Genomic DNA, 12,933 nt, shown 5'->3' with positions numbered 1-12,933 from the left:
GCCGCGGGGCGCAGCCCGCTGCGCCCGAACTACATCAGTATGGAGCACAGAAAATGACCATTGCCGTGCAATTCATCGATGTTTCGCGGACTTTCGGCGATGTTCGCGCCGTGGATCGGGTATCCATCGACATTCAGGACGGGGAATTTTTCTCCATGCTCGGGCCATCCGGCTCGGGCAAAACCACCTGCCTGCGCCTGATCGCCGGCTTTGAACAGCTCACTTCCGGCTCGATTCGCATCCACGGCCAGGAAGCCGCCAACCTGCCACCGTATCAGCGTGACGTGAATACGGTGTTTCAGGATTACGCGCTGTTCCCGCACATGTCGGTGCTGGAAAACGTCGCCTACGGCCTGATGGTGAAGGGCGTCGCCAAGCGTGAGCGGCTGGCGCGGGCGCAAGAGGCGCTGGAGAGTGTGGCGCTCGGTTTCGTTGCCGAACGCAAGCCGGCGCATCTGTCGGGTGGCCAGCGTCAGCGCGTGGCGTTGGCGCGCGCGCTGGTCAATCGGCCACGGGTGCTGCTGCTGGACGAACCGCTCGGCGCGCTGGATCTCAAGCTGCGCGAGCAGATGCAGGGCGAGCTGAAGAAGCTGCAGCGCCAGTTGGGCATCACCTTTATCTTCGTCACCCACGATCAAAGCGAAGCGCTGTCGATGTCCGATCGGGTGGCGGTGTTCAATAACGGCCGCATAGAACAGGTGGATACGCCGCGCGAGCTTTACATGCGGCCGAAGACGCCGTTCGTCGCCGAGTTCGTCGGCACCTCCAACGTGGTGCGCAGCGAACTGGCGCAGCGTCTGCTCGGTGAAAGCCGGACCTTCTCGATCCGGCCGGAGCATATCCGCCTGTTGGAGCAGGGCGGCGCGGCGCAGGACGAGATCCAGGTGCAGGGCACGCTGCAGGAAATCCATTACCAGGGCGCGGCCACGCGTTATGAAATCGCGCTGAACGGCGGCGAAAAGCTGCTGGTCAGTCAGGCCAATCCGCAGTGGATCGCCGAAGGGCAACAGCGGCAGATCGGCCAGCCGATCGTCGCCTGCTGGCCGCGCGCGGCGATGGTACCGCTGCTGGAGGAGAGGTGAGATGGACATGAGCATCGATTCCCCCTCGACGCGCGGCGGTAGCGTGCGCGCGCTGTCGACCTGGCTCTATCGCCGGCCGACGCTGTATCTGCTTTTGCTGCTGGTGCCGCCGCTGCTGTGGTTCGGCGCGGTGTACCTCGGTTCGCTGCTGACGCTGTTGTGGCAAGGGTTTTACACCTTCGACGATTTCACCATGGCGGTGACGCCGGATCTGACCTTCGCCAACCTTGTGGCGCTGTTCAACCCGGCCAACTACGACATCATCCTGCGCACGCTGACCATGGCGGTGCTGGTGTCGCTGGCCAGCGCGGCGCTGGCGTTCCCGATCGCCTATTACATGGCGCGCTACACCAGCGGCCGCGTTAAAGCGTTCTTTTACATCGCCGTAATGATGCCGATGTGGGCCAGTTATATCGTCAAAGCCTATGCCTGGACCCTGCTGCTGGCGAAAGACGGCGTGGCGCAGTGGTTTCTGCAGCACCTGGGGCTGGAGTCGCTGTTGGCCTCGCTGCTGATGGTGCCAGGCGTGGGCGGCAACACGCTGTCGACCTCGGGACTGGGGCGTTTTTTGGTATTCGTCTATATCTGGCTGCCGTTCATGATCCTGCCGATCCAGGCGGCGCTGGAGCGCCTGCCGCCTTCGTTGCTGCATGCCTCGGCGGATCTGGGCGCGCGACCGGCGCAGACCTTCCGCCACGTCATTTTGCCGCTGGCGGTGCCGGGCATCGCCGCCGGGTCGATCTTCACCTTCTCGCTGACGCTGGGCGACTTTATTGTGCCGCAGCTGGTGGGGCCGCCGGGCTATTTCATCGGCAGCATGGTGTACGCCCAGCAGGGCGCGATCGGCAATATGCCGATGGCCGCGGCCTTTACGCTGGTGCCGATCGTCCTGATCGCCATCTATCTTTCCATCGTCAAACGTCTGGGGGCTTTCGATGCACTCTGAACGCGCGCCCTTAGGGCTGAAGCTGGCCGCCTGGGGCGGACTTGTCTTCCTGCATTTCCCGTTGGCGATCATCGCCATCTACGCCTTCAACACCGAGGATGCCGCCTTCAGCTTCCCGCCGAAGGGCTTCACGCTGCACTGGTTCAACGTCGCCGCCGGGCGGCAGGACATCATCGATGCGGTGCTGCTGTCGGCGCAGATCGCCTGCCTGGCGACCGCCATCGCGCTGGTGCTTGGCACCTTGGCTGCGGCGGCGCTGTATCGGCGCGATTTCTTCGGCAAGGACAGCATTTCTCTGCTGTTGCTGCTGCCGATCGCGCTGCCGGGGATCGTCACCGGTCTGGCGCTGCTGGCGGCGTTCAAGGCGCTGAACATCGAGCCGGGCATCCTGACTATCGTCGTCGGCCATGCGACGTTCTGCGTGGTGATCGTGTTCAACAACGTCATCGCCCGGTTCCGCCGCACCTCGTACAGCCTGATCGAAGCGTCGATGGATCTCGGCGCCGACGGCTGGCAAACCTTCCGTTACGTGATCTTGCCGAACCTCGGCTCGGCGCTGCTGGCCGGGGGCATGCTGGCGTTCGCGCTGTCGTTCGACGAAATCATCGTGACCACCTTTACCGCCGGCCACGAGCGCACGCTGCCGCTGTGGCTGCTGAACCAGCTCGGTCGCCCGCGCGACGTGCCGATCACCAACGTGGTGGCGCTGTCGGTGATGCTGCTGACCATGCTGCCGATACTCGGCGCTTACTACCTGACCAAAGGTGGGGAAAGCGTCGCCGGCAGCGGTAAATAATTTCCTTACCCGATCTCTGATAAAAGGATAACCCTATGCAAAGCCAACTGTTGATTGACGGCCAACTGGTGAACGGCCAGGGCGTGACCCAGCCGGTGTATAACCCGGCGACCGGCGAAGTGATCGCGCAGGTGGCGGAGGCCAGCCCGGAGCAGGTCGACCGCGCGGTGCTGGCGGCGGACGCCGCGTTTGCCGCCTGGGGGCAAACCACGCCGAAGGAGCGCGCCGAACATCTGCTCAAGCTGGCGGATCTGATCGACGAGCATGCCGAGACCTTCGCCAGGCTGGAGTCGCTCAACTGCGGCAAACCTTATCACTGCGTGTTGAACGACGAACTGCCGGCGGTGGCCGACGTGTTTCGCTTCTTCGCCGGGGCCAGCCGCTGCCTGACCGGCATGGCTGCCGGTGAGTATCTGGCCGGGCATACCTCGATGATCCGCCGCGATCCGCTCGGCGTGGTGGCCTCGATCGCGCCGTGGAACTACCCGCTGATGATGGCGGCCTGGAAACTGGCGCCGGCGCTGGCGGCAGGCAACTGCGTGGTGATCAAGCCTTCGGAGCAGACGCCGCTGACCACCTTTAAACTGGCCGAACTGGCTGCCGGACTGTTCCCGCCGGGCGTGCTCAACGTGCTGTTCGGCCGTGGCGCCAGCGTCGGCGATCGGTTGACCGGGCATGACAAGGTGCGCATGGTGTCGCTGACCGGCTCTATCGCCACCGGCGAGCACATCATCGCCCACACCGCCGCCGGCATTAAGCGCACTCATATGGAGCTGGGCGGCAAGGCGCCGGTGCTGGTGTTCGATGATGCCGACCTGCAGCAGGTGGTCGATGGCATTCGCGGCTTCGGTTTCTACAACGCCGGGCAGGATTGCACCGCCGCCTGTCGCATCTACGCGCAGAAAAACATTTATCCCGAGTTGGTGAAACGCCTGGGCGAGGCGGTGGCCAGCCTGAAGATCGGCGCGCCGGACGACGAGAGTACCGAGCTGGGGCCGTTGATTACCGCCCAGCATCTGGAGCGGGTCGCCGGTTTTGTCGAGCGCGCCAAAGCGTTGCCGCACGTGCAAGTGGTGACCGGCGGCGAGAAGGTAAAAGGGCCGGGTTACTATTTCCAGCCGACGCTGCTGGCCGGTGCGCGCCAGGAGGATGAGATCGTGCAGCGCGAAGTGTTCGGCCCGGTGGTGACGGTGACGGCGTTCGACGACGAAGAGCAGGTGCTGGCCTGGGCGAACGAATCCAACTACGGGCTGGCGTCGTCCGTGTGGACCCGCGACGTGGGCCGCGCGCATCGCTTAAGCGCCCGCCTGCAATACGGCTGCACCTGGGTGAACACCCACTTCATGCTGGTGAGCGAAATGCCGCACGGCGGCCAAAAACTGTCCGGCTACGGCAAGGATATGTCGATGTACGGGCTGGAGGATTACACCGCCATTCGTCATGTGATGTTCAAACATTGATTTTACAATAATTATCCGCACAATAGCGCGGCCTTCGGGCCGGCCTCGGCCGGCCGATGATAATAAAAAAGGAAGCCTATATGGGTATCACCAGACGCGATTTTCTCAACGGGGTGGCGATCACCATTGCCGCCGGGTTGACGCCGCTGCAAATCTTGCGCGCGTCGCCGCAAACCGCCAATCAAACCCTGTACTATCCGCCGGCGTTGACCGGGCTGCGGGGCAACCATCCGGGCTCGTTCGAGCATGCGCATCAACTGGGGCGCGACGGTAAAACCTTTGATTTCGGCAGCGTACCCGCCGTTGAAGAGTTCGATCTGGTGGTGGTCGGCGCCGGCATCAGCGGGCTGGCGGCCGCCTGTTTCTGGCAGCAGTTGAAAGGCGAGCAGCAGCGCATTTTGCTGATCGACAACCATGACGACTTCGGCGGCCACGCCAAGCGCAACGAATTCAACACCGACGACGGCATGCTGCTCGGCTACGGCGGCAGCGAATCGCTGCAGTCGCCGCGCTCCAACTTCAGCCCGGTGGCGATGGGGCTGCTGCGCAAGCTCGGCGTCGATATCGACCAACTGGAGCAGGCGTTTGACACCACCTTCTACCCGGATCTGAACCTGAGCCGCGGGGTTTACTTCGATCGCAAGAACTTCGGCGTCGACAAGGTGGTGAGCGGCGATCCGGGCCGCACGGTGGCGGACGACATTCCGCGCGATCGCCTCAACGGCCGCTCTTATGAAGCGTTCATCGGTGATTTTCCGCTGCCGGAAAGCGATCGCCAGGCGCTGATCGCGCTGCATACGGTGGAGAAAGATTATCTGCCGGAGATGACGCTGGAGCAGAAGGTCGAATGGCTCGATACCCACAGCTACACCCAGTTCCTGCGTGAAAAAGTGGGCCTGAGCGAGCTGGCTATCCGTTATTTCCAACAGACCACCAACGACTTCCAGGCGGTGGGCATCGACGGCACGTCGTGCAGCGATGCGCGCATCTGCGATCTGCCGGGCCTCGGCGGCATGAATCTGCCGCCGCTGGACGAAGAGTCGCAGGCGGATCTCGACGATCCTTACGTGTTCCACTTCCCGGACGGCAACGCCACGCTGACGCGCCTGATGGTGCGCAAGCTGATCCCGGCGGTGGCGCCAGCCGGCAAAGACATGAATGACGTGGTGCTGGCCAAATTCGACTACAGCCAGCTCGATCGGCCGGAATCGCCGGTGAAGCTGCGTTTGAACAGCACCGGGCTGCACGCGGCTAACGTCGGCGACAAGGTGGAAGTCACCTACATGACCGGCGAGAAGATGACCAAGGTGCGCGCCGGGCAGGTGGTCATGGCCGGCTACAACATGATGATCCCGTACCTGGTGCCGGAGATGTCGCACGAGCAGCAGGAGGCGCTCAAGCAGAACGTCAAGGCGCCGCTGGTGTACAGCAAGGTGGTGATCCGCAACTGGCAGCCATTCATCAAGCTGGGCGTGCACGAAATTTATTCGCCGGCCGCGCCGTACAGCCGCGTGAAGCTGGACTACCCGGTGAGCATGGGTGGGTATCAGCACCCGCGCGATCCGGAGCGGCCAATCGGCCTGCATATGGTCTATGTGCCGACGCTGCCGGGCAGCGGCCTCAGCCCGCGCGAGCAGTCGCGCAAAGGGCGCGCGCTGCTGCTGGGCACGCCGTTCGAGGTGCATGAGCAGATGATCCGCGAACAGCTGCAGGGCATGCTGGGCGAGGCGGGTTTCGACCATCAGCGCGATATTCAGGCGATCACTGTTAACCGCTGGTCGCACGGTTATTCCTACTTCCTCAACGGGCTGTTTGACGACGAAGAAGAAGCCAAGAAAATCATCGAAACGGCGCGGCAGCCGATCGGCAAGATCGTTATCGCCAACTCCGATTCCGACTGGAGCCCGTACGCCAACTCGGCGATCGATCAGGCGTGGCGTGCGGTGAACGAACTGGCCTACGGCAAGCTTGCCGCCAAGGAGGGAGCATGAGTTTGCGTTCGCTGTACCTGTTGAGCCTGTTGGCGGCCGCTGGTTCGGCCCAGGCGATGTCGGCCGGGGAATACGTCGCCAAAGCCGGCGACTGCACCGCCTGCCATACCGCGCCGGGCGGCGCTGAATTGGCGGGAGGCATGAAGTTCCCGACACCGCTCGGGGCTATCTACGCCACCAACATCACGCCCGACAAGCTGCACGGTATCGGCGCCTACTCGTTCGAGGAGTTTGACCGCGCCATGCGCCAGGGGGTGGCCAAAGACGGCCACCGGCTCTACCCGGCGATGCCGTACACCTCGTACGCCAAAATGAGCGCGGAAGACATGCGCGCGCTGTATGACTATCTGATGAATGAGGTGCCGGCGCAGAACGTCGCCAACCGTGACAGCGACATCAGCTGGCCGCTGTCGATGCGCTGGCCGCTGGCGGTGTGGAACCAGCTGTTCCACGACGACCAGCCGTATCAGGCGGATCCGCAGCAAAGCGCCGAGTGGAACCGCGGCGCCTACCTGGTTCAGGGCGCGGGCCATTGCGGCAGCTGCCACACGCCGCGCGGCTGGGCGATGCAGGAGAAGGGGCTGGACGGTAAGGAGCCGGTGTTCCTGAGCGGCGCCGAGCTGGACGGCTGGTACGCCTCCAATCTGCGCGGCCTGGCGCCGGAAGAGGTGACGGCGCTGCTGAAAACCGGCCGCAGCCGCCATGCGGCGGTCGCCGGGCCGATGAGCGAGGTGGTGACCCACAGCACGCAGTACCTCAGCGACGGCGATCTGAACGCCATCGCGGTGTACCTGCGCAGCCTGGCGCCGGACACCGCCGCCGTAGCCGCAGCGCCTGCCGTGCAGGCGAATAATCCGGGCGGCCAGGCGACCTATGCGATGTACTGCTCGACCTGCCACGGCAACAAGGGCGAAGGCACCGATTTCGCCATTCCGGCGCTGGCGGGCAATGCCACGGTAACGGCGGACAATCCGCTGACCGCGCTGCGGGTGGTGCTGGAAGGGGCGCATACTCCGGCCACGCAGCACGCTATGGCGTTCGATATGCCGGCTTATGGCTGGGCGTTGAACGATCGGCAAGCGGCGGATCTGATGAGTTATCTGCGGGGAAGCTGGGGCAACCAGGCGGCGCCGGTGACGGTGCAGCAGGTGCAGGACGCGCGCAAACTCCAGGAAAAATGAGTATGGAGCGCGGCTTGAGGGCCGCGCTCCGCAAGCATTACAGCACTTTATGCGGGCCGAAGCATTCGTAGTGGATGCGTTCGGCCTCTACGCCCATCTCCAACAGCTGTTTGCCCACGAACTGCATGAAGGCCACCGGGCCGCAGAAGTAATAGTGCATCTGCGGATCGGCCAGGCTGCCTTGCAGCGCGCTCAAATCCATCAATCCGCGGCTGTGGTAATCGCGGCCTTCCACATCATCGGCGCTTGGCTCGCGGTACCACACATGGCGGCTTAGATTCGGCATGCGTTCGGCAATATCCGCCACTTCACCGGCAAAGGCGTGCACGCTGCCGTTTTCTGCCGCGTGCAGCCAGTGGACCTGCGCCTGATGCTGGTTGTCGTGCAGGGTATTGAGCATGCCGAGCATCGGGGTTTGGCCGACGCCGGCGGAGATCAGCGCCACCGGCGTGGTCGGCGCCACGTCGAGGAAGAAGTCGCCGTGCGGCGGGGCGATGTAGATCACGTCGCCTTCCTGCGCCTGCTGGTGCAGGTAGTTGGACACTTTCCCCTGATCTTCACGCTTCACGGCGATACGGTAGAACTCGCCGTTCGGCGAAGTGGTCAGCGAGTACTGGCGAATTTCCTGATGTTCCAGGCTGTCGTGCTTGATGTAGACCGCCAGGTATTGCCCCGGTTTGAAGTCCGCTACCCGGCCGCCGTCCACCGGCGCCAGCACGAAGCTGCAGATCACGTCGCTCTGCGGCTGTTTCTTCAGAATGCGGAACGCGCGCAGATCGCGCCAGCCGCCGTTGTCGGTTTCACTCTGCTGATAAATCTGCTCTTCACGCTGGATAAATACGTTGGCCAGCACACCGTAGGCTTTGCCCCAGGCATCCAGGACTTCCTGGCCCGGGCTGAACATTTCGTCCAGCGTCGCCAGCAGGTGACCGCCGACGATTTGGTACTGCTCCGGCTGGATATTGAAGCTGGTGTGCTTCTGCGCGATGCGCTCCACCGCCGGCAGCAGCGCCGCCAGGTTCTCGATGTTGGCGGCATAGGCGCAGATGGCGTCGAACAACGCCTGACGCTGATCGCCGTTGCGCTGGTTGCTCATGTTGAAAATGTCTTTCAATTCCGGGTTGTGCGCGAACATGCGATCGTAAAAGTGGGCGGTCAGCTTCGGCCCGGTCGCAGCCAACAGGGGAATGGTAGATTTTACGGTGGCGATGGTTTGGCTATCCAGCATGGAAGCGCTCCTTGGGTTAGGCTCTTGACGAGAATTTTAATGATGTATTTTAAATGAATCTTATTGGGTTCTGCGTCGCTTGTAAATACCCTTGTTTTCGTTGCGGTGTTCTCCGGGCGTCGATCGGGTTCACAGAACATGAAAAAAGCGCGGGATTCGCATGAGGAAATGTCCGTTGATAAACGACAGCGTTTCGCGGATCAAAGCCTTGCGCCACCTTATGCCAATCGTTTGCGTAAAAACCTCTGTCAAGACCTATCTTCGGTAGGGCGAAACGGTTTACACTGTGACCCAGACCCCAAACGGGTAGTTATTTGGTGATTTTTTAGTTAGCTGATTTAAGTCAGGAGATGCCGGATGTTAAAGCGTGAAATGAACATTGCCGATTACGATGCGGAACTGTGGCGTGCCATGGAGCAGGAAGTGGTGCGTCAGGAAGAGCACATCGAGCTGATCGCGTCTGAGAACTACACCAGCCCGCGCGTAATGCAGGCTCAGGGTTCCCAGCTGACCAACAAATACGCTGAAGGCTATCCGGGCAAGCGTTACTACGGCGGCTGCGAATACGTGGATATCGTTGAGCAGCTGGCTATCGATCGTGCCAAAGAATTGTTCGGCGCCGATTACGCCAACGTGCAGCCGCACTCCGGCTCCCAGGCTAACTTCGCCGTGTACACCGCGCTGCTGCAGCCGGGCGACACCATTCTGGGCATGAACCTGGCGCACGGCGGCCACCTGACCCACGGTTCCCCGGTCAACCTGTCCGGCAAACTGTATAACGTAGTGCCTTACGGCATCGACGACAAAGGCCAAATCGACTATGACGATCTGGCCAAGCAGGCGCAAACCCACAAGCCGAAAATGATCATCGGCGGCTTCTCCGCTTACTCCGGCGTGGTTGACTGGGCCAAGATGCGCGAAATCGCCGACAGCATCGGCGCTTACCTGTTTGTCGACATGGCGCACGTGGCCGGCCTGATCGCCGCCGGCGTGTACCCGAACCCGGTACCGCACGCACATATCGTCACCACCACCACCCACAAAACCCTGGCGGGCCCGCGCGGCGGCCTGATCCTGGCGAAGGGCGGCGACGAAGAGCTGTACAAAAAACTGAATTCCGCCGTATTCCCTGGCGGCCAGGGCGGCCCGCTGATGCACGTGATCGCCGGCAAGGCGGTGGCGCTGAAAGAAGCGATGGAGCCTGAGTTCAAGGTTTACCAGCAGCAAGTGGCGGTCAACGCCAAGGCGATGGTGGAAGTGTTCCTGCAGCGCGGCTACAAAGTGGTCTCCGGCGGCACCCATAACCACCTGTTCCTGCTGGATCTGGTCGACAAAAATCTGACCGGTAAAGAAGCGGACGCTGCCCTGGGCCGCGCCAACATCACCGTCAACAAAAACAGCGTGCCGAACGATCCGAAGAGCCCGTTCGTCACCTCCGGCGTGCGTATCGGCACCCCGGCCGTGACCCGTCGCGGCTTCAAAGAGGCCGACGTGCGCGAACTGGCCGGTTGGATCTGCGATGTGCTGGACAACATCAACGATGAAGCCACCATCGAACGCACCAAGAAGAAAGTGCTGGATATCTGCGCCCGCCTGCCGGTTTACGCATAATCCCGCTTTTGCCCGACAAAACCCGCTGCGGCGGGTTTTTTTATGCCTGCCAGCAGTAAACTGTGAACTGTCTGGCACTCTAACGCATTGAAGTGGAATGACGATTGCGGGGCGGTGTGAGCTCTGTCAAAGTATTGCCCTCACTCCGGAGGGATCATGGTTCTGCAATCAACGCGTTGGCTCGCTCTCAGTTATTTCACCTACTTCTTTTCCTATGGCATCTTCTTACCGTTCTGGGGCGTGTGGCTGAAAGGCGAGGGCATCGCGCCCGAAACGATCGGCATGTTGCTCGGCGCCGGCTTGGTGGCCCGTTTCCTCGGCAGTTTACTGATTGCACCCCGCGTTAAAGATCCCTCTCATTTAGTCTCCGCCCTGCGCCTGCTGGCGCTGCTGACCCTGGCCTTCGCGGTTGGCTTTTGCTTCGGCAACGGCTGGGGCTGGCTGATGCTGGTGATAGCGGGTTTCAACCTGTTCTTCTCGCCGCTGGTGCCGTTGACCGACGCGCTGGCCGCCACCTGGCAAAAGCAGATCCGCATGGACTACGGCCGGGTGCGGCTGTGGGGCTCGCTGGCGTTCGTCATCGGCTCAGCGCTGACCGGGCAGCTGGTGGCGGTGTGGGGCCATAATGCCATCCTCTACAGCCTGATCTTCAGCGTGCTGGCGATGCTGCTGGGCATGTTGCTGAAGCCGAGCGTCATGCCGCAGGGGGAAGCGCGCACGCGCAGCGATACCGAGCGTTCGCTGTGGGCACTGCTGAAAGAAGGGCCGGTCTGGCGCTTCCTGCTGTGCGTCACGTTGCTGCAGGGCGCGCACGCCGGGTACTACAGCTTCGGTTCCATTTACTGGCAGGAGGCCGGCTATTCGGCCTCGACCATCGGTTATCTGTGGTCGCTGGGCGTGGTGGCGGAAGTGATTATCTTCGCCAGCAGCAACGTGCTGTTCCGCCGCTGGAATGCGCGCAACCTGCTGTTGCTCTCCGCCTGCTGCGGCGTGCTGCGCTGGAGCCTGATGGCCTATAGCACCGAGCTGGGCTGGCTGCTGCTGATCCAGATCCTGCACTGCGGCACCTTCACCGTCTGCCATCTGGCCGCGATGCGCTTTATCGCCGCGCGCCAGGGGCAAGAAGTGATCCGGCTGCAGGCGGTGTATTCGGCGCTGGCGATGGGCGGCGGCATCGCCGTCATGACGGTCATTGCCGGGTTCCTGTTCGAACATTGGCAGGGTGGGGTATTCTGGGTGATGGCGGCGGTCGCGGTGCCGGCCTTGTTCATCCGGCCGCCGGCGGTCAGTGTCAGCCGCTGATTAAGGTGCTTCCAGCAGCGCGCGGATGGCTTGGCGCTGCCGGGGTTCCAGCGGCAGTTCGGTATAGATCAGCGGCGGGTGCGGATCGCTGTGCACCGCCGGATAAGGGGTGATCACCAGCATGACGCCCTGCGGCGCGCCGCCGCGCAGATAGTCGCTCAGCGGCAGGTATTTGATGTTCAGCGGCAAGAGCGTGAGCTCGCGGATCTGATATTCCACTTCCTCTTCCAACTGCGGGTTGTCCAGCGTCAGCAGCAGCACCTGTTTTTCCTGCAGCGCATTGTCCTGCATCAGCCAGGCGCCGAAGCTGATGGCCACCAGGCCCGCCTCCTCGTTGGAAAAATGCACGCCGTACTCCTGCTCCAGCGGTTTCAGCGCCTCCTGCGTGGTGCGCATCAGCCGCGGGTATTTACGCACCACTTCTTCCAGCAGCATATTGTCGATGCCGATGGCGAAACGGCAGCGCTCCAGCGCCGGCGCAAGGTGGGCGAACAGCTGGCTGACCAACTCGGCCTTACTGCTGAAGGCCATGCCGGAAAGTTGCTGGAAGCGCTCAACCATGCTGTCGATAGCCGCCATCAGCCGCTGTTCCTGCGCGGAGTCGTTGCTGTGATAGCTGTGATTTTTCAACATGGTAAACGTCAGCGCCAAAAAATCGCGTTCGTCTGCCTGCGGCGGCTGGTTAAACAGCCGGTTGCAGGCCTGATGCAGCCAGGCGGCGGCTTGCTGCTCCGGTTTTTGCCGCAACCAGTCGCGCTGAACGGTGTCGAAATGCGGATGCTGCTGCAGGCGATTTTGCCAGGCGCAGTAGAGCAGATAATGCTGCAGGAATTGGCGGTCGCGCGCATCGAAGCGGCGGTTAAGCAGCGGCTCGCAGGCATCGATCGCCTCCGCCAGCGCAGACGCCGGAGCGGCATCGGCCGCCAACGCTTGGCGCAGGCGCGGCGCGAAATCGCCTTCGACGAACTGTGGGCTGCAGCGCAGGGCTCGCCGTAGCCAATGGAGCAGGCACAGGCGTTGGTTGAGCGCGCTGCCTCGCAGCTGGTAACCACGATCGGGATCGACGGCGATCTCCAGGTGGTGGAAACGCTGGATTTCACTGGCCACCTCGGCTATATCTTGCCGGGCTATCGGGGGGGGAACGCCATTGATTCGGCTTAGAGTCTCCAGCTGTAACTCGGGCTCCGGCGTGTACAGCATCAGCAGCAGATGGCAGCGCCGTTGTTGTCCGGAGAGCTCAGGCACGGGAGAGGTGTCCAGGCTCATATCACCTTCCGGCATAAAAGGTTGCGATTATGCCTAAGCATAGCAAAAGGCTTTGTGACGGCAGGGTTAC

The 12,933-nt window shown here is 62.4% G+C and carries 10 protein-coding genes; 8 read left to right on the top strand and 2 right to left on the bottom strand.

Features of this window, described 5'->3' with window-relative positions:
• Window positions 1-53 precede the first annotated feature (53 nt).
• From EGY12_RS01880 to EGY12_RS01855, 6 genes are all read left to right on the top strand, one after another.
• Window positions 54-1,082, top strand: coding sequence for an ABC transporter ATP-binding protein (locus EGY12_RS01880; RefSeq protein ID WP_015378790.1), 1,029 nt, complete (start codon window positions 54-56; stop codon window positions 1,080-1,082).
• A gap of 1 nt (window position 1,083) precedes the next feature.
• Window positions 1,084-2,028, top strand: a complete 945-nt coding sequence (locus EGY12_RS01875; protein ID WP_123892395.1) for an ABC transporter permease — start codon at window positions 1,084-1,086, stop codon at window positions 2,026-2,028.
• The gene (locus tag EGY12_RS01870) at window positions 2,018-2,824 is read left to right on the top strand and encodes an ABC transporter permease (RefSeq protein ID WP_016929774.1); all 807 of its coding nucleotides are present in this window, start codon (window positions 2,018-2,020) and stop codon (window positions 2,822-2,824) included. Before EGY12_RS01875 ends, EGY12_RS01870 begins: the two co-directional genes overlap by 11 nt.
• A gap of 35 nt (window positions 2,825-2,859) precedes the next feature.
• The gene (patD, locus tag EGY12_RS01865; protein WP_123892394.1) at window positions 2,860-4,284 is read left to right on the top strand and encodes an aminobutyraldehyde dehydrogenase; all 1,425 of its coding nucleotides are present in this window, start codon (window positions 2,860-2,862) and stop codon (window positions 4,282-4,284) included.
• 80 nt (window positions 4,285-4,364) lie between these two features.
• A complete protein-coding gene (locus EGY12_RS01860) occupies window positions 4,365-6,275 on the top strand; it encodes an FAD/NAD(P)-binding protein (RefSeq protein WP_123892393.1) in 1,911 nt (636 codons plus the stop codon).
• On the top strand, window positions 6,272-7,456 hold the full coding sequence (locus EGY12_RS01855; RefSeq protein ID WP_123892392.1) for a cytochrome c: 1,185 nt from the start codon (window positions 6,272-6,274) through the stop codon (window positions 7,454-7,456). The genes EGY12_RS01860 and EGY12_RS01855 overlap by 4 nt, the downstream gene beginning before the upstream one ends.
• A gap of 37 nt (window positions 7,457-7,493) precedes the next feature.
• On the opposite strand, the gene hmpA is transcribed toward EGY12_RS01855, so the two are convergent.
• Window positions 7,494-8,684, bottom strand: a complete 1,191-nt coding sequence (hmpA, locus tag EGY12_RS01850; RefSeq protein WP_123892391.1) for an NO-inducible flavohemoprotein — start codon at window positions 8,682-8,684, stop codon at window positions 7,494-7,496.
• A 357-nt stretch (window positions 8,685-9,041) separates the two neighbouring features.
• Here hmpA and glyA point away from each other — a divergent pair, with 357 nt between their 5' ends.
• Window positions 9,042-10,295, top strand: a complete 1,254-nt coding sequence (glyA, locus tag EGY12_RS01845; protein WP_004941389.1) for a serine hydroxymethyltransferase — start codon at window positions 9,042-9,044, stop codon at window positions 10,293-10,295.
• A gap of 156 nt (window positions 10,296-10,451) precedes the next feature.
• Entirely contained in the window at window positions 10,452-11,597 is a 1,146-nt protein-coding gene (locus EGY12_RS01840; RefSeq protein ID WP_049200716.1) for a 3-phenylpropionate MFS transporter, read from the top strand.
• On the opposite strand, the gene csiE is transcribed toward EGY12_RS01840, so the two are convergent.
• Window positions 11,598-12,863 (bottom strand): stationary phase inducible protein CsiE, encoded by a 1,266-nt coding sequence (gene csiE, locus EGY12_RS01835; protein WP_123892390.1) that lies wholly within the window; start codon window positions 12,861-12,863, stop codon window positions 11,598-11,600.
• Between the last annotated feature and the right edge of the window lie 70 nt (window positions 12,864-12,933).

The sequence above is a fragment of the Serratia sp. FDAARGOS_506 genome (assembly GCF_003812745.1).
Lineage (GTDB): Bacteria > Pseudomonadota > Gammaproteobacteria > Enterobacterales > Enterobacteriaceae > Serratia.
The sequence above is the reverse complement of the archived record's forward strand: the minus strand, read 5'-3'. Positions and strand labels throughout refer to the sequence as shown.

Excerpts from the sequence above, each read along its gene's own strand:
- EGY12_RS01870 (WP_016929774.1), top strand. The coding sequence starts at position 2,018 with ATGCACTCTGAACGCGCGCCCTTAGGGCTGAAGCTGGCCGCCTGGGGC.
- EGY12_RS01860 (WP_123892393.1), top strand. The coding sequence starts at position 4,365 with ATGGGTATCACCAGACGCGATTTTCTCAACGGGGTGGCGATCACCATT.
- patD (WP_123892394.1), top strand. The coding sequence starts at position 2,860 with ATGCAAAGCCAACTGTTGATTGACGGCCAACTGGTGAACGGCCAGGGC.
- EGY12_RS01880 (WP_015378790.1), top strand. The coding sequence starts at position 54 with ATGACCATTGCCGTGCAATTCATCGATGTTTCGCGGACTTTCGGCGAT.
- EGY12_RS01875 (WP_123892395.1), top strand. The coding sequence starts at position 1,084 with ATGGACATGAGCATCGATTCCCCCTCGACGCGCGGCGGTAGCGTGCGC.
- EGY12_RS01840 (WP_049200716.1), top strand. The coding sequence starts at position 10,452 with ATGGTTCTGCAATCAACGCGTTGGCTCGCTCTCAGTTATTTCACCTAC.
- hmpA (WP_123892391.1), bottom strand. The coding sequence starts at position 8,684 with ATGCTGGATAGCCAAACCATCGCCACCGTAAAATCTACCATTCCCCTG.
- EGY12_RS01855 (WP_123892392.1), top strand. The coding sequence starts at position 6,272 with ATGAGTTTGCGTTCGCTGTACCTGTTGAGCCTGTTGGCGGCCGCTGGT.
- csiE (WP_123892390.1), bottom strand. The coding sequence starts at position 12,863 with ATGAGCCTGGACACCTCTCCCGTGCCTGAGCTCTCCGGACAACAACGG.
- glyA (WP_004941389.1), top strand. The coding sequence starts at position 9,042 with ATGTTAAAGCGTGAAATGAACATTGCCGATTACGATGCGGAACTGTGG.